The organism is Pradoshia sp. TA40_28 (genome assembly GCF_059694525.1).
Genome location: NZ_JCATZO010000005.1, coordinates 23,310 through 41,343 on the forward strand (window position 1 = coordinate 23,310; position 18,034 = coordinate 41,343).

At 34.8% G+C, this 18,034-nt stretch carries 18 protein-coding genes; 11 read left to right on the plus strand and 7 right to left on the minus strand.

Annotation, left to right across the window (positions count from 1 at the left end; all coding sequences use genetic code 11):
* Positions 1 to 14 precede the first annotated feature (14 nt).
* Complete coding sequence (gene yutH / locus AC58NB_RS07925; RefSeq protein ID WP_497426291.1) at positions 15 to 1,046, plus strand: spore coat putative kinase YutH; 1,032 nt, start codon at positions 15 to 17, stop codon at positions 1,044 to 1,046.
* 100 nt (positions 1,047 to 1,146) lie between these two features.
* Here the strand turns inward: yutH and AC58NB_RS07930 are convergent, their stop codons facing one another.
* The gene (locus AC58NB_RS07930) at positions 1,147 to 1,971 is read right to left on the minus strand and encodes an STAS domain-containing protein (protein WP_497426292.1); all 825 of its coding nucleotides are present in this window, start codon (positions 1,969 to 1,971) and stop codon (positions 1,147 to 1,149) included.
* Positions 1,972 to 2,452: 481 nt separating this feature from the next.
* Here AC58NB_RS07930 and AC58NB_RS07935 point away from each other — a divergent pair, with 481 nt between their 5' ends.
* Positions 2,453 to 3,244, plus strand: coding sequence for an ion channel (locus AC58NB_RS07935; RefSeq protein ID WP_497426293.1), 792 nt, complete (start codon positions 2,453 to 2,455; stop codon positions 3,242 to 3,244).
* A gap of 97 nt (positions 3,245 to 3,341) precedes the next feature.
* Here the strand turns inward: AC58NB_RS07935 and AC58NB_RS07940 are convergent, their stop codons facing one another.
* Positions 3,342 to 4,091, minus strand: coding sequence for an SDR family NAD(P)-dependent oxidoreductase (locus AC58NB_RS07940; RefSeq protein WP_497426294.1), 750 nt, complete (start codon positions 4,089 to 4,091; stop codon positions 3,342 to 3,344).
* A gap of 406 nt (positions 4,092 to 4,497) precedes the next feature.
* Positions 4,498 to 4,884, minus strand: a complete 387-nt coding sequence (locus AC58NB_RS07945; protein WP_497426295.1) for a hypothetical protein — start codon at positions 4,882 to 4,884, stop codon at positions 4,498 to 4,500.
* Positions 4,885 to 5,320: 436 nt separating this feature from the next.
* Here AC58NB_RS07945 and AC58NB_RS07950 point away from each other — a divergent pair, with 436 nt between their 5' ends.
* From AC58NB_RS07950 to AC58NB_RS07960, 3 genes are all read left to right on the plus strand, one after another.
* Positions 5,321 to 5,569: a hypothetical protein gene (locus tag AC58NB_RS07950; RefSeq protein WP_497426296.1), complete on the plus strand. Its 249-nt coding sequence runs from the start codon at positions 5,321 to 5,323 to the stop codon at positions 5,567 to 5,569.
* Positions 5,570 to 5,968: 399 nt separating this feature from the next.
* On the plus strand, positions 5,969 to 7,369 hold the full coding sequence (locus AC58NB_RS07955) for a sensor histidine kinase (RefSeq protein WP_497426297.1): 1,401 nt from the start codon (positions 5,969 to 5,971) through the stop codon (positions 7,367 to 7,369).
* A 264-nt stretch (positions 7,370 to 7,633) separates the two neighbouring features.
* On the plus strand, positions 7,634 to 8,395 hold the full coding sequence (locus AC58NB_RS07960) for a sporulation protein (RefSeq protein ID WP_497426298.1): 762 nt from the start codon (positions 7,634 to 7,636) through the stop codon (positions 8,393 to 8,395).
* A 158-nt stretch (positions 8,396 to 8,553) separates the two neighbouring features.
* On the opposite strand, the gene AC58NB_RS07965 is transcribed toward AC58NB_RS07960, so the two are convergent.
* A complete protein-coding gene (locus tag AC58NB_RS07965) occupies positions 8,554 to 8,808 on the minus strand; it encodes a hypothetical protein (RefSeq protein ID WP_497426299.1) in 255 nt (84 codons plus the stop codon).
* A 725-nt stretch (positions 8,809 to 9,533) separates the two neighbouring features.
* Here AC58NB_RS07965 and AC58NB_RS07970 point away from each other — a divergent pair.
* Complete coding sequence (locus AC58NB_RS07970; protein ID WP_497426300.1) at positions 9,534 to 10,061, plus strand: DUF6241 domain-containing protein; 528 nt, start codon at positions 9,534 to 9,536, stop codon at positions 10,059 to 10,061.
* 228 nt (positions 10,062 to 10,289) lie between these two features.
* Here AC58NB_RS07970 and AC58NB_RS07975 read toward each other — a convergent pair whose 3' ends face one another.
* A complete protein-coding gene (locus AC58NB_RS07975) occupies positions 10,290 to 10,868 on the minus strand; it encodes a hypothetical protein (RefSeq protein WP_497426301.1) in 579 nt (192 codons plus the stop codon).
* A 639-nt stretch (positions 10,869 to 11,507) separates the two neighbouring features.
* On the opposite strand from AC58NB_RS07975, the gene AC58NB_RS07980 reads away from it, so the two are divergent.
* The 3 genes from AC58NB_RS07980 (at position 11,508) to AC58NB_RS07990 (ending at position 16,023) form a co-directional block, all read left to right on the plus strand.
* On the plus strand, positions 11,508 to 13,574 hold the full coding sequence (locus AC58NB_RS07980) for a thioredoxin domain-containing protein (protein ID WP_497426302.1): 2,067 nt from the start codon (positions 11,508 to 11,510) through the stop codon (positions 13,572 to 13,574).
* Between the two features lie 162 nt (positions 13,575 to 13,736).
* Entirely contained in the window at positions 13,737 to 14,711 is a 975-nt protein-coding gene (locus AC58NB_RS07985) for a Gfo/Idh/MocA family protein (protein ID WP_497426303.1), read from the plus strand.
* A gap of 352 nt (positions 14,712 to 15,063) precedes the next feature.
* Positions 15,064 to 16,023 carry a YsnF/AvaK domain-containing protein gene (locus AC58NB_RS07990; RefSeq protein WP_497426304.1) on the plus strand — a complete coding sequence of 320 codons (960 nt, stop codon included), beginning with the start codon at positions 15,064 to 15,066 and terminating at the stop codon, positions 16,021 to 16,023.
* A gap of 46 nt (positions 16,024 to 16,069) precedes the next feature.
* Here the strand turns inward: AC58NB_RS07990 and AC58NB_RS07995 are convergent, their stop codons facing one another.
* Positions 16,070 to 16,501, minus strand: coding sequence for a MarR family winged helix-turn-helix transcriptional regulator (locus tag AC58NB_RS07995; protein WP_497426305.1), 432 nt, complete (start codon positions 16,499 to 16,501; stop codon positions 16,070 to 16,072).
* A 6-nt stretch (positions 16,502 to 16,507) separates the two neighbouring features.
* Entirely contained in the window at positions 16,508 to 16,990 is a 483-nt protein-coding gene (locus AC58NB_RS08000) for a glutathione peroxidase (RefSeq protein WP_497426306.1), read from the minus strand.
* 155 nt (positions 16,991 to 17,145) lie between these two features.
* Here AC58NB_RS08000 and AC58NB_RS08005 point away from each other — a divergent pair, with 155 nt between their 5' ends.
* Both AC58NB_RS08005 and AC58NB_RS08010 read left to right on the plus strand, forming a co-directional pair.
* Positions 17,146 to 17,802 (plus strand): hypothetical protein, encoded by a 657-nt coding sequence (locus tag AC58NB_RS08005; protein ID WP_497426307.1) that lies wholly within the window; start codon positions 17,146 to 17,148, stop codon positions 17,800 to 17,802.
* A 22-nt stretch (positions 17,803 to 17,824) separates the two neighbouring features.
* Positions 17,825 to 18,022 carry a YkvA family protein gene (locus tag AC58NB_RS08010; protein WP_497426308.1) on the plus strand — a complete coding sequence of 66 codons (198 nt, stop codon included), beginning with the start codon at positions 17,825 to 17,827 and terminating at the stop codon, positions 18,020 to 18,022.
* The last annotated feature ends 12 nt before the right edge of the window (positions 18,023 to 18,034 follow it).

Here is an 18,034-nt window from a genome sequence, read left to right on the forward strand (position 1 = left end):
AAAGAGAAAAAGGGGTGTTAAAGAAAACTGTGATGAACAAACAATTATTGTACGAACGATATGGTCTTACAGTAGATCAAGAAAAGACTAGTGGGGCCTTGAAATTATATACGGGTGGAGGAAACGACTTCATAAGCTTTGAGATCCATATGGAGGAGCAGGAGATTCAAGAACGAAACAATCTCGCCTATCATTTGCAGAACAAAGGTGAGAAGGGGGTATGGCTGCCCCTGTTAAATAATGAACAGAAATTACTAACCGAAATAGATCACAAAAACGTTGTGGTTTGTCTTAAAGGTTCAGATATGCCACATGTATACGAAGCAGGCAGAGAACTGGCCGTATTTCATTATCGCGGCAGGACGATTCCGCAACGGATAGAATTTTGCTCGAGAATTGGAAAATGGAAGGGAATGTGGGAGCAGCGTATCGATCAGCTTGAAAAAGTTTGGAGAGATAAGCTGACGGCTAAGCCGCAAAATGATTTTGAAAAAATATTTATTGATAGTTATCCCTATTATGCAGGCCTGGCGGAAAATGCGATTCAATATTTAGTAGATACCGAAATAGACGAAAATCCGGAAATGGTTGATGGAGGTACCGTATGTTATGATCGCTTTACATCTGAAACATGGGGATCTGGTTCTAACGGTAAGCTGTTTACTGAATGGGTTTTTGATCATGGTGCGAGGGATATTGCTGAATGGATTCGTGCTTATTATTTTAAACAGCCAAACACCTATCATCAGGGCGTGGAGTCGTTTTTACGCCAATATCAATCTATTACTCCTTTATCAACGTTTTCAGCTAGGATGTTATTTTCAAGAATGCTGCTGCCTGTCCATTTTTTTGAAACGATCGAACAGTATTATGGATCAAAATCAGAAGGAGAAAAAACACGATTGGAAGAAAAATTGTCATATGATATTAAACATTCTAGTTTATACGAGAGAATGCTAAGTGACATATATGAACTGGCTGGAATCCCGAAAGGAAATATCAGAATGGTTATTCCGGAATGGATTATAAAAAGGAAGTCAATTTAGACTAACGTAAGTTATTTTAGACATTCATTAGGGTGTCTTTTTTGTTTATCCCCCTTTATAAAAAACACCCCCGACTTGTATGGTCGAGAGTAGCAATAGGTCACAGTAAATCTTTAATAGCCAAGTGTAAACTGGAGAACGTTTTAGCTGTGAATCTTATTCCTAAACTAACCATTGTTTGGGCGATTTCTATGCGGATACCAGATAGACGGGTTTCTATACCGAGAAGTTGCAGTGCATCGATCACTTTGAAAATTTGCTGGGCTACCATTGTATCGATAATTGGGACACCTGATAAGTCTATGATTAAATAATCCAAATTAAATTCACTGCCTGCCTCTAAAGCTTTTTCCATCAAGTGGCTGGCTCTTTGAGTGTCCAAGACTCCGATGACAGGAATAATACCTAAATTGGATGTAATCCTAACGACAGGAATGGAAAGTTCAAAAGCTGTCGATTCTGCTAATGCGATCCTTTGCGAGTATTGTGAAGAATACGAAAGGCTAAGCCAATGAATCGCTTTGTCTACAACTAAATCAAATTTTGAAATGGTTTCATAGAAAACATCCAAGCTCATTGAGATTTCTATCGCTTTATCTTTGATGATTGTACCAATCTTATCGCGGTAAAATCTCACTTCTTCCACAGCTTCATCAAGATTTAAATTTAGATTTACAAGTAAATCAACCGTTTCTAAACCCCATTCTTTTAAGCTAGTAAAGGTCTCGGTCTGTTCTTCAATAATGGATAAACCATATATCTCGATAAGGTTTACTCTCCATTTATGTATCATTATATTGATTTCATCAGAATATGTATGGGTGTCATCATCAAATCGAATATTGGCTAAACGATCCTTTGAAGAAAGTATGTGATTTGAAACATCTTTCAAAAACAGATCTATGCTATTATCAATGCTATGCATATAACAACTCCTAAAATTTGAAGATTTATGGATTAAAGTGGTTTTTCACAAAGAAAAAAAACCCTTAGCAGGATAATTATTTAGATAATTCAGCTTTAACCCATATACTAGTAACCCCACATAAAAGAATATATTATTTTCTCTAACATAACAGTTGAAAAACATACTGTAAAGAAATACCTATATACAAAATATTACATAATCTACCAAATCAATTGATAGGTTGATGGTTATATATTGAGAAATCTATCATATTGGTGGTTTTAAAATGGAATCATGCAATCAAATAGTAAATTGAAAAGTAATAGAGCGTGATAGGAAGGTGGATGGATAGAAAGAACTAATATGTTCTCATACTATCTTAAACATAGAATGTTAGACAAACGGATAAAAAAGGAATAAAAAACCAATTATTACTATATTAAATAGGTGGTTCAATATTATAATGGAGAGAAAGAACTATTAATATGGAATAAATAGAGTGATTTTCATTGGTAGAAGAGGTGTTTTAATGATTATTTTACGGAATTTATATTTCAAACTAACACATATGTCATGGTTGTTATTGACCACATTGACCATATGCTTGATTGTCTTTAGTACAGTCATGTTAAGAGTGTTGGAGCCAGATACATTTACGACCTATATGGATTCCTTCTGGTTTACAATGACAACCATGTTAACGGTCGGCTATGGGGATATGTCACCTTCTACAACAGATGGTAGAATATTCACCATTATTTTTCTGTATGTGGTTGGAATTGGCTTATTTGCAACATTCATAGGAAAAGTTATGGAAGGTTTTACTGTTTATAGAAAACGCAAAGAGGGCGGCGAAATTATGTTTGAAGGAAAGAACCATATTGTGATCATAGATTGGTCACACAAGGCACAAAATGCGGTAAAAGAAATTCTGGATCAGAATAAAAGAGCTGAAATTGTTGTGATTGATGTGCTTGAAAAGCTTCCTTACGTGAATGGGAATATTCATTATATAAAAGGTGAGGCATCGAATGTAGACGTATTAAAGAAAGCCAATATCAAACATGCGAAATCTATTTTGATCTTTTCAGATGACAGAATTCAAAATCAAACTCTGTCTGATGGGAAATCACTTATGATTGCATGTGCGGTTGAACGAATTGCTTCACATGTAAATACTATAGTAGAAATCGAAAGAGAAGAGCATGTAGAAAATTTCTCACACATTAATATAGATAAATTTATTCTATCAAATGGAACAATTGCCAAAATGGTGGTTGACGCGATGTAATTAAGATACACATATGAATAAGAAGAGCTTTTGAAGAATACATATGTTTAAAAAGATGCTCAGAATTAGCTCTGAGCATCTTTAGTAGTATTCAATCTTATTTAGTATTGGTAAATCCACCATCAATCCGAATAACTTCACCATTAATATATTGCGCTTCAGAAGTTAATAAGAATGTAACAAGTTCAGCTACTTCTTCAGGTGTTCCCAATCGTTTTTGCGGAATTCCTTTAGTCGCATTTTCTTTCATGGCTGGATTAGCTTCATAGAAAGTTTTTACCATAGGTGTTTCGGTAGGTCCCGGAGCTATCGCATTTACACGTAAACCATCCTTTGCATATTCTGCAACCATACTCTTGGTTAAACCAACGATCCCATGTTTTGTTGCAGAATAAGTTACAACAGAATCTTGTCCAATCACACCAGCACTAGATGCTGTATTTACGATAGAACCTCCGCCGTTTTTCACCATAACTTCAGCAACATAATAAACACCGTATAAAGCTCCCATTAAGTTGATTCCAACAATTTGTTCAATTTCTTTAATTTTAGTATCCAAGAAATAAGATCCGCTGCCAGAAATGCCGGCATTATTAAAGAAATAATCAATTGAACCAAAGCGTTCAACCGTTTTATCGACATAATTTTTCACATCTTCAGCTTTTGAAACATCGGCTTTAACGAATATAGATTCTACACCTAATTCTTCCGCCATTTTGACTGTTTCATTTCCGCCTTTTTCATTAATATCAACGGCTACGATATTAATGCCTTGTTTTGCTAAACGAAGGGCTGTAGCTTGTCCTATTCCGCTTCCAGCACCTGTAATAATTGCAACTTTATTCATGTAAAAAGCCTCCCCGATGTAAGTATTAACCCGTTCATGTATGTATTAACCGATTCTAAGAGATTATAAACAACAGAAATTGGTAATGGAATAAATATGCTCAAAGAAGGAATGCTCGTTTTAATGTGATTTGTATAGATATGTATGGAGAATAAGGGAATATTATAGAACTTTCCCTTTAGATCTGACCAGTTTTCATGGGGAATATATAAAAGACTTTGTACGATATGTTAAATCGGTTTACATGGACATTTTGATAAGGTAAGGGTAGGTTTATATTCGAACGTTTCAATCAATGATTTATTCATTATTTGAATGACTCAGCTATTTTAATCATCTCTTCCTTGGTAGTTTAACGGCATCTTTCCCCGAAGCGGCAACTTGATATTCGAAAATATAGTGATAATTACCATCTGTCCAATGAACAGATGAGGCTAAAATCATCCTCTGAATAAAATCCATTATGACTTTTAATCGTGATTTCTTCATATCCATTCGGTGATCCATCGTATGTTACCTCTTTTGTATGTATCATAAGCATGAAATTTTCATCATTCTTCCCTGTAAACTGTACATCATATACAGAAGATTCAGCATGAGTCTGAGGATTTATCTCATATTCTATGATTTCTACAGGAAATGTAGTTGGTAATTTGGGTTCGCTTTTTTGTTCTTCCTTTAAATGTTCTCGTATTTTTGTCGGATCATAGGATATTCCCGCAGAAGGTTCCTTATCGTTACAACCCATAAGTAAAAGGGAAATACTGAGTAAGAGAATTTGAATCATTTTCATGGTTATATCCACCTCCAAAAATCATTTTATCGGGTATAAAGATGGTTATTCTATAAGAACAACAAAAAAACTTCTATCTCTAGAATGTTTTACAAAAAACAGTCTTTCTTTGCATTTTGTCTTTGAGTTGTAGGCCGTACTTGGCTATGCTGTTATCATCCTGGCAACTTTAATTTTGTATTTAAAAAGAAGACTCAGGACATCTAAATATTCTTTGATATCATAGATTAATAAAAATGAATATATTGTTAAACTTCATTGATTAGAATTAGCGCAGCATAGCCCTTGGACCAAGCTTATTTTTTACGAAGCCTGAATATATATTGATAAGATTGTGTTGATTATTTTAGTCGTGGATTCAATTGAGTGTTTTTGAATTACGCAGGGAGGGCTTTACAATATATTGATAGAATTAAATTGTAAATGGAGGTTAGGGATGAATAAATACGGAAAATTATCTTTATTAACAGTAGGCATCTGTATAGTTTTATCCTATTTTATAACGGATAATATGGCGTATCCTAGATTATTTTTATTGTTGGCAACAATCTTATCTATAGCAGGAATCGTCTTTGCTTTTTTATCTAAAAAAGTAGTGAGCATTACTTTCGGTGTCCTCTTAAATGGCTTTACATGGGTTTGCTTTGTCATATTGGTGTTAGTTGCAGGTATAGGTATAAACTAGAATATTTTTCTTGTCAGTAAAGTAACAAAAGTTTTCAATAGTGTATACCTCTATCTATTTGTAAAATGATTTAATAAGGTAGATATCCCTTTAATTACGTCTTTCCAATCGGAGCGGCGTTTTATTTTGCTTTCATAATCATATTTTTACTGAGTTCTTAATATAGGAAAATATCTGTACTTAGTGAAGTGACTGGAATTATATACATATAATAAAAATTTATTGTTTTGATATAATGAAATCCTCTGTTAATTTAAAAGGCGAAAGGAACACTTAAGATATAAAATGATTAGTTTTAAAAAGAATTTGATAAATAATCAGCGAGTTTTAAAGCAATTTGCATACTTTTCAATTATTTCGCTGGTGTTTATTACCACTGTTTTATTTGGTTATAACAGGATGTCGACTCTCTTTAGCAAAGAGGCATCTGAATTATTCCCAACTCATATTTGGCTAGAACATGCTTTATATGAAAAGAAACTAGATATAGAAGAATTAACTCACTTTTTGCAATCTATTCCAAAAGAAAACGAGTATATCTATGTTTATAATCAAGATACTCAGTCAAAGGCATTATATTATAAGGACACAACGGTACTGCATGATGACGTTGATGGCATCGATGGCCTTTTACTCCTATTGTTAAACAAATTATTAATGCATGTCGACCTAGGAGATGTCTATAATGTGTTTATTGATCAAAATTTGGATATGAAATTATTTAATGAAAGCAACTCTACTCTGATTAAAATTGGCCATGAAGTTAATACAGATACTTTTAAGGGTGAGATCTTTGCTTACCGTAATGTTAGTCAAGCTCTATTGCCGGAATTCAAAGTAGTCATCTATCAATGTTTGCTATTCATCAGTCTTTCAGTGCTTTTTATTTTCATTAACTATAAAATTATGAAAAATCTTTACTATACCCCTTTACTAAAAATGAGAGACCATTTTATGAAAATGTCACGATTTCACCTAGAGAGTTTCGTATACAAAAAGCCTGTTACACCAGAAGTAGAAAAAACGATTGACGCAGTGAATACAACGATGTTGGAGCTGCAGGATGGGATTAAAGAAACCAAATCTTTCCTTGATGAAATGGTTCATGAAATTAAAAATCCAGCTCATAATATAAAGAATGAACTAGAATTGATAGAGGATATGCTACCTGAAGCGGATGATGAATTGAAACATAGACTTCAATCGGTCATAAATGAAACAGAAAATATCACCTCGTTATTATCTAGTATTAAAATCATTTATGATATGTATTATTTAGGAGGATCTCCTCCGGATAGCTGGCTGAATCCCGTCAAGCAAATCAAACCGATTTTCGAAGAATATAAGGAAAAATATCCTGACCGACAATTTCATTTCAAATATCATATTCACCCTAAAATACATATATGGATTGACCCAGGTTCAATCGAGTTAATGATAAGGAACTTGCTTGATAATGCCATTAAATACTCTAAAGATGGCTCCTCAATCTTTATTGGTATTCGCGAATTACAGAAGGAGAAGGATAAACGGGTAATCATTGATGTTGTAAACTCTGATTCAAGCATTGAGTATAATAATATTGGAAAAATATTCGGTAAATATTATCGAACAAATCGTGCTAAAGAACAAACGGGTGGTGCCGGAATTGGGCTCTGGCTAGTTAATAGCATTACAGAAATATATGAGGCTTTTGTGAGCGTACAAAGTTCAACGAATACAACCGGCTTTGCGATTTCTTTTAAACATTATAAATATATGGAGCAAGAACCACTTGAGAATGAAGCGATCTCTTCGTAAAAGGGATCGCTTTTTTTACGTTTAAGAACCTAATTCTTAAGAGAATATGATTTAGTAAAAAAGGCAGTGAATTAGAAATTAAATCATTATTAAGATGAAAGTGGTAGGTATGAGATTTTCTTGGCAAGAAATAGACTAAAAAATGTAGTTTGCCTTCATTTTTCTGTTTAATTAGGAAAATGATGCTCATTATTATTTGCAGAGTGTTATTATCCGCTATTTGTATAGTAAAATAGACATATAATCAGGAAACGAGGGATTTACATGTTTGATAAACTGCTTTCATCTATAGGAATCGGCGCTGCCAAAGTGGATACGAGGCTAGCGAAAAAGAGTTTCATAGTAGGGGAAACGATTGAAGGAGAAGTTTATATCAAGGGTGGAAAAAGTGAGCAGGTTATTGATGCCATCTATTTAACGTTAATGACTGATTATGAAGTGGAAATTGACGATAAAAGAATAAGCCGCTCTGTCGCCTTGGATAAAATATTGTTAACTGAGTCATTTACCATTGCTGCGAATGAGGATAAAGTGGTGCCATTCCAAATGAAAATCCCATATGAAGCACCTGTCACAATGGGAAGGACGCGCATTTGGATTCAGACTGGTTTGGATATTAAAATGGCAATCGACCCTAAAGATAAAGATTTTCTGGAGATCAAACCTCATCCGCTTGTGTCAGGTTTCCTAGATGCTGTACAAAGGATAGGCTTCCGACTGCGTCAGGTAGATTGTGAGAAGACTCCCTCCTATTTCAAAAACGGTTTGCCATTTGTTCAGGAATTTGAATTCAAGCCTATATCCGGTGAATTTGCACGAAAACTGGATGAACTAGAAGCTGTGTTCCAGCTAACTGAAAACGAAGCAAGAGTATTACTTCAGGTAGATAGGAGAGCCCGGGGCTTCTCAAGCTTTTTGGCTGAATCATTAAACATGGATGAAACTTTTGTCAAATTCTCTTTCAACCAATCAGAACTGAGCACTCTTGATCGAACATTAGCTGATATCATTAGAAAATATTGCTGATATAGATGTAGCCGTAGAGATTTATTAAGAAGAACTAGTATTATTTTTATATAAGGAACTGCTCTTGAGCAGTTCCTTATTTTATATAGGAATCCGTAGATGTATTGGTAATGCGTGTTAAAGTAAGGAGTCGCATAAGAAAAAGGTTGAAGGCATTTTCATTCTTCTTCCTCGTCACCTTCCAGGGCAGAGTATGTTATGATGACTTTCTTATCTTCATGTAGCAAATCAACCGAAGTGCCCCATCCCATTTTATCAATCACTATCCCATCCCCATTTTCTGAAGGACGCATCCACACGATAGGATCTTTATCTTCATCGAAAACGACAAAATGATTATCATTTTTATCAATAATCACATTTAGGTTAGCTTTGCTTCTTGTTTCAATGTTCCATCCTTTAAACGTATACATATATATTCCTCCTATTTATGTACGTATTCTATTCATATTAATATTGGTTAATTATACCATATATCTCTTATATGTATTTTTAACAGGTGAACGTTATAAAAATAATCCTTTTATAATCTTTGAATTTATAATAGTCATCTCCTACTATATAAAGTTTCTACTATGGCAAGTTGGGTGTAAGAAATAAAAACTAAGATGCCATAGTTAAGAATGATTCCTTAGATTTCAATTAAGCATTATGGCAGAGTGAAATGTACAGAACCTTGTCATTTACCCATGAAATAATTGGCGCCGAGTTAAGGTAGACCGAAGATACGTAATAGAAGTAAGTATTTATGCTGGTGGAATAATTATATGATAACGGTATTTTCGAGTTAGAGGAAAACTAGAAAATATCCCCCAGAAATATCCTGCGAATTATGAGTAATATACATAAGTAAACAAGAATACATCTAAGGGAATTTATGGTATTATCTGTAAAGGTGGTAAACAGTTCAATTATGAAATATCAGGAACAAACATAAGTTTTCTGTTTCATTCCAATCTTGTGAAAATCTGAATATAGAAAAACGGTGTGAAAACTCACACGAAGCAAGTAAATTAAGTGCGTCAAATTGGTTGAATTATTTTCCGTTTTGTCCATTTAAGAGGATAGAAGAACGAAGATAAGGGCAAAATTCTGTCCCGCTTCCTAAGTATTTATTTTTACATAAGGGGTTAATTATATGAAAAAAGCATTATATTGGATTTTTGGAATCGTTATAGCTTGCGGGCTTGTCTTATATGGAACGTTTTGGGTAATGGGTAAAGTTACAAATTACAATGAAACTCAAAAACCTATTGAACAGTACGAAGAAGGAAGCGAAAAAGAAGCAGTTGCTATTGTTGAAACAAATGAAGTAGTCGAAGAATTTGCGAAGAAAAATCCTGATAAAATCGGTGATTCTGAATTTGCAGTTCAAGATGCCATACACCAAATGTCACATCAAAAAGTTCATGCGGAAGAAAAATGGGGAGCCATGCCTGCTACCGAAGCAAATGTCAAACAAGTTGACGAATTATTAAAAAATAACGATTACGAACACGAAAAAGAGTATCGTGTAATTATTGACTTATGGTTGAAAGGTGACTTTTCGAACGCCGTGGAAGCTCATAACACGATTTGGAAACTTCAAGGTGGAACACTCGGAGAAGCTACCGGATTACTTTCCCCTGCTGAAGAAGAAGCCTTTGTAAAAGAATACTTTAAATAATGAACGGAATAAATTCTCCGTTCATTTTTGTTTTTCCAAATTGAGTCAATTCTACGAATGAGTTACTAAAAATCAAAACATAACCAAAGTCGAAATCTCAAGACTTTAAATTTCCAAATTCCTAAGAATTGTCACGATGAAAGTTCCGCTTGATGTTACTTATGTAACGAAAAAAAGCATACCATACATAAGTAATCGTCCTACATCATAACTATCACATTACCGATATTACCATTCCATTAAGTTAAAAGAGTTAAATACTAAACTAAACAGGTTAAAAACAAAGATTATCCACCATACCACCTTTATAGGGCGATCTAAATGTTCCCAATGTTCTCCAACCTGGAAGTCTTTCAAATAGATCATGTAACAAGTGATAAGGCACGGTATACTCAAAACTACCCAATCCTGGTATTTACTTAATGAAGAATAGCTTTCAGATACCATGTTTAAAATAAACGCAGCCACAATGAGGAGAAAAACAGACACTGATACCGCAACCAAAGACTTGGCCCTCTTTTTGACTCCATTGTTGAAATCCTGGATTCTCTTAATCTCTGACTCTACATCAACACCTCGTGCCTCGTTCGTTTGAGCTGCTACTATTCGTTTACTTGTAAGGGAACGTATTGACATTAGTTCCTCATAATCATATTTATTCCATTTACCCTTCCTATCCAGATCGTTTTCCATCATTTCTACAATTGCTAGTAAGTGATTATACTCTTTTGGTGATAGGTATTCTTGGCAAAGATGTGCGTTAATTTTTATCCTTTCTAACTTTACTTCTATTGGTTGTTCTGACATTGAGGAAGCCTCCTAAAATATGGACATATGTATAGATTAACTATACCTCAAACTCTTTGATCCAAAAAGCTACGAACCCCTCTAAATTTTTATGGGACAATAATTATGTAACATGCGATCCTTATAAAAAAGGTATGATTCAAGAAAATAGTAAGACAGAACAAGGGGAGAGTTGCTCCAACACATTTTTAAAATAGGTAAGATTAGTATGAGAAATAAAATCCCTGAGAAATTAAGTAATGTATAAATGGTCTGTATGGAGGGGTTAAATAGATCAAATCTTTAAATGACTCACCAAAACTGCTATTGATACAGAAACGGAAATACATTAAGCCTTCAAATAGTACTATGAGCACTAATTAAAACTTTCTATGGGGTTCTGATGCTTTTCTGTGTTCGATAATATAGGTAACCCGACTTGTCATTAGGGTCATGTAAAACTTATCAAAAGGTATCCAATCAGGATGCCTTTTTATTTATTGCTTAAAAGTTTTTATTAATCAATAAATCATGCGATTAAGTTTATACTAATTAAAGATGTGTATGGTATATAGAGGATAATTTATATCCATAACGTGATAAGTGGACAGGTAAACTTATGTAAAATATTATTTTGATTTCGAAAGGAGCATGAACGATATGGATCAAAAATCTAAGCCAAACAGACTGATAAATGAGAAATCACCCTATCTTTTGCAGCATGCTTATAACCCTGTAGATTGGTATCCATGGGGTCCTGAGGCTTTTGAGAAAGCGAAACAGGAGAACAAACCTGTGTTTGTAAGTATAGGTTACTCGACTTGCCATTGGTGTCATGTGATGGAGAAGGAAAGTTTTGAAGATGAAGAAGTGGCTGCGATTATTAATGAGCGGTTTGTTTCGATAAAGGTAGATCGGGAAGAGCGGCCAGATTTGGATTCTATTTATATGTCCGTGTGCCAGGTGATGACGGGACAGGGTGGTTGGCCGCTCAATGTATTTTTGACGCCTGATCAGGTTCCCTTTTATGCAGGCACTTATTTTCCAAAGACCAGTCGATACGGACGTCCGGGCATCATCGATGTCGTAACTCAACTGTATGATACGTACCGTAATGATCCTCATAAAATAAAAATGACCGGCGAACGACTTAAAGATGCGATTATGCCGACGAAGCAGGAGTCATCCAATGAGAAATTAACGATGGCTGCTATAAATGCAGCTTTTCAACAATTTAAACGAGTATTTGATGAACAGTATGGTGGATTTGGCTCAGCTCCTAAATTTCCTACTCCGCATAATTTAATGTTCCTGCTGCGTTATTACCATATGACCAATGACCAGGAAGCGTTAAATATGGCATTGAAAACATTAGAAGGACTTTCAAGAGGTGGAATTTACGATCATATCGGATTCGGTTTTTCGCGTTACTCCACTGATGAACTATACTTGGTTCCACATTTTGAAAAGATGCTTTACGACAATGCGATGCTGTTAATTGCGTATACAGAAGCGTATCAAGTAACTGGGGACGCCTCATTGAAAGAAGTCTCAAAACAAATCATTAGCTATGTACTGCGGGACATGAGACATCCTGACGGCGGTTTTTATTCTGCGGAGGATGCTGATTCAGAAGGCGTTGAAGGGAAATTTTATATATGGGACTACTTTGAAATATTTGATCATTTAGACGAGGATTTAGCAGAATTATTCTGTGCTGTGTATGATATTACGCCTGAAGGAAACTTTGAAGGTGAGAATATTCCTAATCTGATCCGTGAACCGATTGATTCATTTGCTGCCCATAATGACTTAGATGCAAATGAAGTTCGTCAACAATTAGAAAAAGCACGAGAGATCCTATTTCAGGTTCGTGAGGAGCGGGTGCATCCTCATAAGGATGACAAAATCCTAACTGCCTGGAATGGATTGATGATTGCTTCTTTGGCGAAAGCGGCTAGAGTATATGATCATCAGGAAGCGCTTGATGCAGCTAAAAGTGCTATTCAGTTTATTGAACAGAACTTAATCAAGGACGGCAGAGTCATGGTTCGTTACAGAGAAGGCGAAGTTAAACAGGAAGGATTTATTGATGATTACGCTTATCTTCTTTGGTCCTATATTGAGCTGTACGAAACAACCTTTGATTTATCCTATCTCGAAAAAGCAAAAATGCTCACGAATCAAATGAATGATCTATTTTGGGATGAGGATCATGGCGGCTTCTTTTTCTATGGAGAGGATAATGAAGAGTTATTGATCCGTCCAAAGGATGTTTATGATGGAGCTTTACCGTCCGGAAATAGTGTAGCTACTTTACAAATGCTACGTTTGGCTCGTTTAACAGGGGAGTTTTCATTAGAAGAGAAAGTTCAAAAGGTTTTTGATGCATTCAGCGATGATGTGATTCATTATCCAATGGGCCATACCTATATGTTAATGGCTTATATTACGACCCAGATGAATATGAAAGAAGTAATCGTATTAGGTGATCAGGATCGAAAGAACAAATTCATCTCTCATCTGCAAAAAGAGTTTCACCCACATTTAACCTATTTAGTAAATAAAGATTCCGCTTCTTTCTCAGGAATAGCTGACTTTGCTGCAGATTATTCGATAGTAGATGAACAAACGACCTATTATATTTGTGAGAATTTTATTTGCCATCGTCCGGTTATAAGTGAAGAAGAAGCAATTGAGCTTTTAGGTACAAATAAAAGGGAATAAAATAAAGTAAAAGACTGAGATTACATTCTAGCTAGATAATTATTAGAGTCAGGAGTACATCACATATGGTGTACTCTTTTTATTGTCAGCAATCGATATTTACAGACAATTTGTATTATAATGAATATAAATATTCTAAATAAATGACGTATGGAGGATTTTATGAAAACAACTCAATGGGGTATTATTGGGCTTGGTTCAATTGCTGAACGATTTGCCACCACCGTGAAAAAGATGGATGGAGCAAATTTAAAAGCAGTGGCTTCCAGGACAAAAGAAAATGCTCTCGAATTTGGTCGCAGATACGAGGTTGATGAAAAATACTGCTATAGTACATATGATGAATTAATGCTAGATGAACAAATTGATGCCATTTATATTGCTGTCCCACATCCTTTTCACAAAGAGAACGCCATTCGTTGTCTAAAACATGGAAAAGCAGTGCTTTGTGAAAAGCCTGTTACGATGAATAAAGCCGAAATAGAAGAGATCGTTCTTGTTGCAAAAGAACAGAATGTTTTCTTTATGGAGGCAATGAAATCACGTTTCATGCCTGTTAATAAAGAAATAAGGAAAATCGTCCAAGAAGGCGTCATTGGAAAACCTACTTTCATGCGGGCAGAACTCGGATTTAATGCGGAATTTGATCCAGAAGGACGCCTTTTTAATCGTGAATTAGGCGGTGGAGGAGTTTTAGACATCGGGATCTATCCTATTTCATATTGTGCTTATTTACTAGGAACTAAACCAGCATTTATTCAAAGTTCCTTACAATATGGCGTAACCGACGTAGATGAAAATGGGACAATTCAATTAAGCTATGAAAATGGAACATTTGCTCAAATTTATTGTACGATTAGAGCGAATACTCGTAAGGATGCAAGTCTTTTAGGGACAGAAGGTAGTATTTACATACCCTATTTCTCAAATGCGCAATCTGCGACCATTACCACTCCTCAAAGAGAATGGACGATTGAAGAGCCGTTTGAATTTACTGGATTTGAATATCAAATACGCGAAGTAGGCCGCTGTCTTCAAGAGGGAATGTTAGAAAGTCCTATGATGACCTGGCAGGATTCGATAGAAGTTATGGACATAGTCGATCAGGTGTTTTTAAATAACGTATTGAAAGATTAAGAGAGCCAGGTTGGCTCTCTTTTTTTATAGAAGAAGACTGATTCGTATAGATAGATTAACTCCCCAAAGTTTAGGGATATTTTTAAATTTTCTTTTGCTGCTAGTTTGGACTTATTCTCCTCCATAAAAATGAATGATTGGATGTAATGATAGCTTTCTTCCCTTTAAAAAAGGGCTTTCAATAAAAAAATTTTTTTCATTGGAAAAAGAAAACCTTCCATATAAGCAACAAAAAGAAACGGGTCTAACAGGGTAACTGTTAAATCATTTCCTGTTTAGTGATTTCTACTACGGGTATATTTTAACTATGAAGCAACAATCATCCAATAAAAACTACTAGGAGGAATTAATAATGAATAAAACAGTATATGGAGTTTACACAGAGAGCGTAGAAGTTGTACAGGCTATTAATAGTTTGAAAGCTAAAGGGTATGATGGTTCTGATATTACAGTAATGGCTGACAAGGCAGATAAACTGGGCATGATGGATAATTACACTTTAGATAAAGATGTTAAAACAGTATCAAATAATGAAGATTCTTTCATGGATAAAGTAGCAAAATTCTTCACATTAGATACTAATAATCCAGTAGAAGAAACATTGAGAACGGATTATGGTTTTACACATGAAGAAAGTGCACGTTATGCAGAAGATGTGAATAATGGAAAAGTACTTGTTCTTATTGATCAAGATTCACTACTTGGAGATACGGTCGGAATGGATCGCACAGAAGATGTGAATTTCGGAGCAAATGCATCCACTGCACTTAATACGACTGACCGCATGACGAATGACCATGCACTAACTGATGAAGAGAGAAGAATTAAACTTCGTGAAGAAAGATTAGATGTTAATAAAAATGAAGTGAAAACTGGTGAAGTCGTCGTTAATAAAGAAGTAACTGAAACACAGAAAGAAATAGAAGTACCAGTAGACCATGAAGAAGTTTACATTGAACGACGTAAAGTAACAGATCGCGATTATGCAGATCAAATGGGCGCAATCACGGATAATGAAGAAATTCGTATTCCGGTAACAGAGGAAAGATTAGAAGTTACAAAAAAGGCAGTAGTAACGGATGAAATTGTGATTGGTAAAGAAAAAGTAACAGATACAAAAACTGTTCAAGATACTGTTAAAAAAGAAGATGTACGTGTCGATCGCGATGGCAATCCATTAGTACATGACGATAATGCGACTACTCCTTTAGATCGCACTACTATGCAGGATTCAACATTAGTAGAGGAAGAAGTAGATCCTTTAACTGCTAAACCTTATCAAAAAAATAAAATTGATACAGAAAACCTATAATAGTAGATTGATAAAAAGCTGTCTCATGTGAGGCAGCTTTTTTGTTTTAAAGATTTTTCAACTTTGTATTCAATTTGCTTACATACTCCATTAATACTTCATATTCGTCCATATCCAAACCACACTCTTCTATTTTGGCGGCTATAGTATGGATGATATCCTCTTTTTTCTTATGAGCTTTCTCTTGAAGGGAAATAAGGACAATTCGCTCGTCATTCCTAGAACGCTCTTTAATCAGCCATTCATTCTGCTGCATTCTGGAGATGATTGGATTTAACGTCCCAATCCCCATATTTAATTTTTTCCCGAGCTCCTTCATTGGGATACAATCTTTTCCCCATAAGCACACTAACACTAAGTATTGAGGATACGTTAAACCAAAAGACTTTAATACATGAGAATAAAGTCTTGTAAATTCATTTGCTGTCTCATATAGAGCAAAGCATAGCTGATTATTTAATGTATGAACATTTTCCATAACGAATCACTTTTCCAGTTCGGCTATAATATCTTTTTCTATTTTTTCGGGAGCGGTGGTTGGCGCGTACCGTTCTACAACCTGACCTTTTTTATTAATCAAAAACTTGGTGAAGTTCCATTTGATTTTTTTGCTTAGAAATCCTTTTTGCTGAGTCGTTAAATAGTGAAACAGTGGTTCAGCATTGTCTCCGTTTACATCTATTTTTGCATACATTGGGAATGTGACACCATAATTTATTTGGCAAAACTGCGTAGTTTCATTGATATCGTCATATTCCTGATTATTAAATTGATCACAAGGGAAGCCTAACACTTCAAAGCCTTTATTGTTAAATTTCTCGTATAATTCCTGAAGTCCTTTAAATTGTGGAGCCAGGCCACATTTACTGGCTGTATTGACGATGAGGAGAGGTTTACCTTCGTATTCTTTTAATGACTGTGTAGTACCGTTTGTTTTCTTTGCTTCAAAATCATAAACACTGTTCATATGAATCCTCCTTTTTATATCGCACACGATATAATTATACAATAATTGGTTAATTGAAATAAATTTAAAGGGTTCACGTATATAGGTAATAGAAGGAAATAGACAGTCTAAATCATAGCTGTTAAACTAATGTAAACTTAATAGAGGTGAACAAAATGGGTAGTAGATTGGCGTGTATGCATGTACATCATTCAAATATTCCTTATATTGATAAGGCCTTCTCATCCTATGATGTAGAGCTTATACACTTTGTTGATCCTGGTTTAATGATTCGGTTAAGCAAGGATTCATCCTTTCAAAACGGACAAGCCGGGAATAAAATTGCAGAACAAATAGAATGGATGGCAAGCTGCCAGGTAGATGCAATCTTACTTACATGTACAAATTATATTGCTTTGTTACAAGAAGAACTGCTAACAACCAGTGTTCCGATTATAAAAATAGATGAACCTTTTTTTGAGGAGATTTGTGAGATTGCGGATCCGCAGACTTTATTTTTTTCTAATCCTGGAACCGTTAATGGAACGATGGATCGTCTTCATCAATATGCTGCTAAAAAAGGGAAGTCATTAAATATAAAGCCTATGATCATGGAAGGGACTTTTGAGTTCATGATGAAAGGGCTGAATGAACAATATAATGAAAAAATAGCGGAGTACATCCAGTCGTACAGAAAGGACTCTAACGATGTCTTATCTGTCGGCCAGCTATCTATGTATGATGGAGCCAAACAAACGGGCTTGGAGATTATTAATCCGTTGGATTCACTAGTCAAACCAATTGTCCGTCAGCTGGAATTAAAGAAAATCTAATTTCTAAAAAAGAGGTATTCATATGTTGAAAAAACTATCAAAGAAATCAAAATTTGCTCTTGTCGCTGCAGGAGTCTATTTAGCATTGCCAACAGATTTGATCCCTGATTTTATTATCGGTTTTGGACAAGTGGACGATTTGGCAGTAGCAACCTTTGTTTTTAAGACAATCTATGAAGATTTGAAAAAATCAAAAAAGAAGTCAATCAGTAACCATTAAAAATAAATGATC

Bases quoted from the DNA above. Each gene is read 5' to 3' on its own strand.
- AC58NB_RS08000 (WP_497426306.1), bottom strand. From the start codon at position 16,990: ATGAACAGTGTTTATGATTTTGAAGCAAAGAAAACAAACGGTACTACA.
- AC58NB_RS08005 (WP_497426307.1), top strand. From the start codon at position 17,146: ATGGGTAGTAGATTGGCGTGTATGCATGTACATCATTCAAATATTCCT.
- AC58NB_RS07970 (WP_497426300.1), top strand. From the start codon at position 9,534: ATGAAAAAAGCATTATATTGGATTTTTGGAATCGTTATAGCTTGCGGG.
- AC58NB_RS07995 (WP_497426305.1), bottom strand. From the start codon at position 16,501: ATGGAAAATGTTCATACATTAAATAATCAGCTATGCTTTGCTCTATAT.
- AC58NB_RS08010 (WP_497426308.1), top strand. From the start codon at position 17,825: ATGTTGAAAAAACTATCAAAGAAATCAAAATTTGCTCTTGTCGCTGCA.
- AC58NB_RS07955 (WP_497426297.1), top strand. From the start codon at position 5,969: ATGTCGACTCTCTTTAGCAAAGAGGCATCTGAATTATTCCCAACTCAT.
- AC58NB_RS07945 (WP_497426295.1), bottom strand. From the start codon at position 4,884: ATGAAAATGATTCAAATTCTCTTACTCAGTATTTCCCTTTTACTTATG.
- AC58NB_RS07930 (WP_497426292.1), bottom strand. From the start codon at position 1,971: ATGCATAGCATTGATAATAGCATAGATCTGTTTTTGAAAGATGTTTCA.
- AC58NB_RS07940 (WP_497426294.1), bottom strand. From the start codon at position 4,091: ATGAATAAAGTTGCAATTATTACAGGTGCTGGAAGCGGAATAGGACAA.
- AC58NB_RS07960 (WP_497426298.1), top strand. From the start codon at position 7,634: ATGTTTGATAAACTGCTTTCATCTATAGGAATCGGCGCTGCCAAAGTG.
- AC58NB_RS07950 (WP_497426296.1), top strand. From the start codon at position 5,321: ATGAATAAATACGGAAAATTATCTTTATTAACAGTAGGCATCTGTATA.
- AC58NB_RS07965 (WP_497426299.1), bottom strand. From the start codon at position 8,808: ATGTATACGTTTAAAGGATGGAACATTGAAACAAGAAGCAAAGCTAAC.
- AC58NB_RS07975 (WP_497426301.1), bottom strand. From the start codon at position 10,868: ATGTCAGAACAACCAATAGAAGTAAAGTTAGAAAGGATAAAAATTAAC.
- AC58NB_RS07985 (WP_497426303.1), top strand. From the start codon at position 13,737: ATGAAAACAACTCAATGGGGTATTATTGGGCTTGGTTCAATTGCTGAA.
- AC58NB_RS07980 (WP_497426302.1), top strand. From the start codon at position 11,508: ATGGATCAAAAATCTAAGCCAAACAGACTGATAAATGAGAAATCACCC.
- AC58NB_RS07990 (WP_497426304.1), top strand. From the start codon at position 15,064: ATGAATAAAACAGTATATGGAGTTTACACAGAGAGCGTAGAAGTTGTA.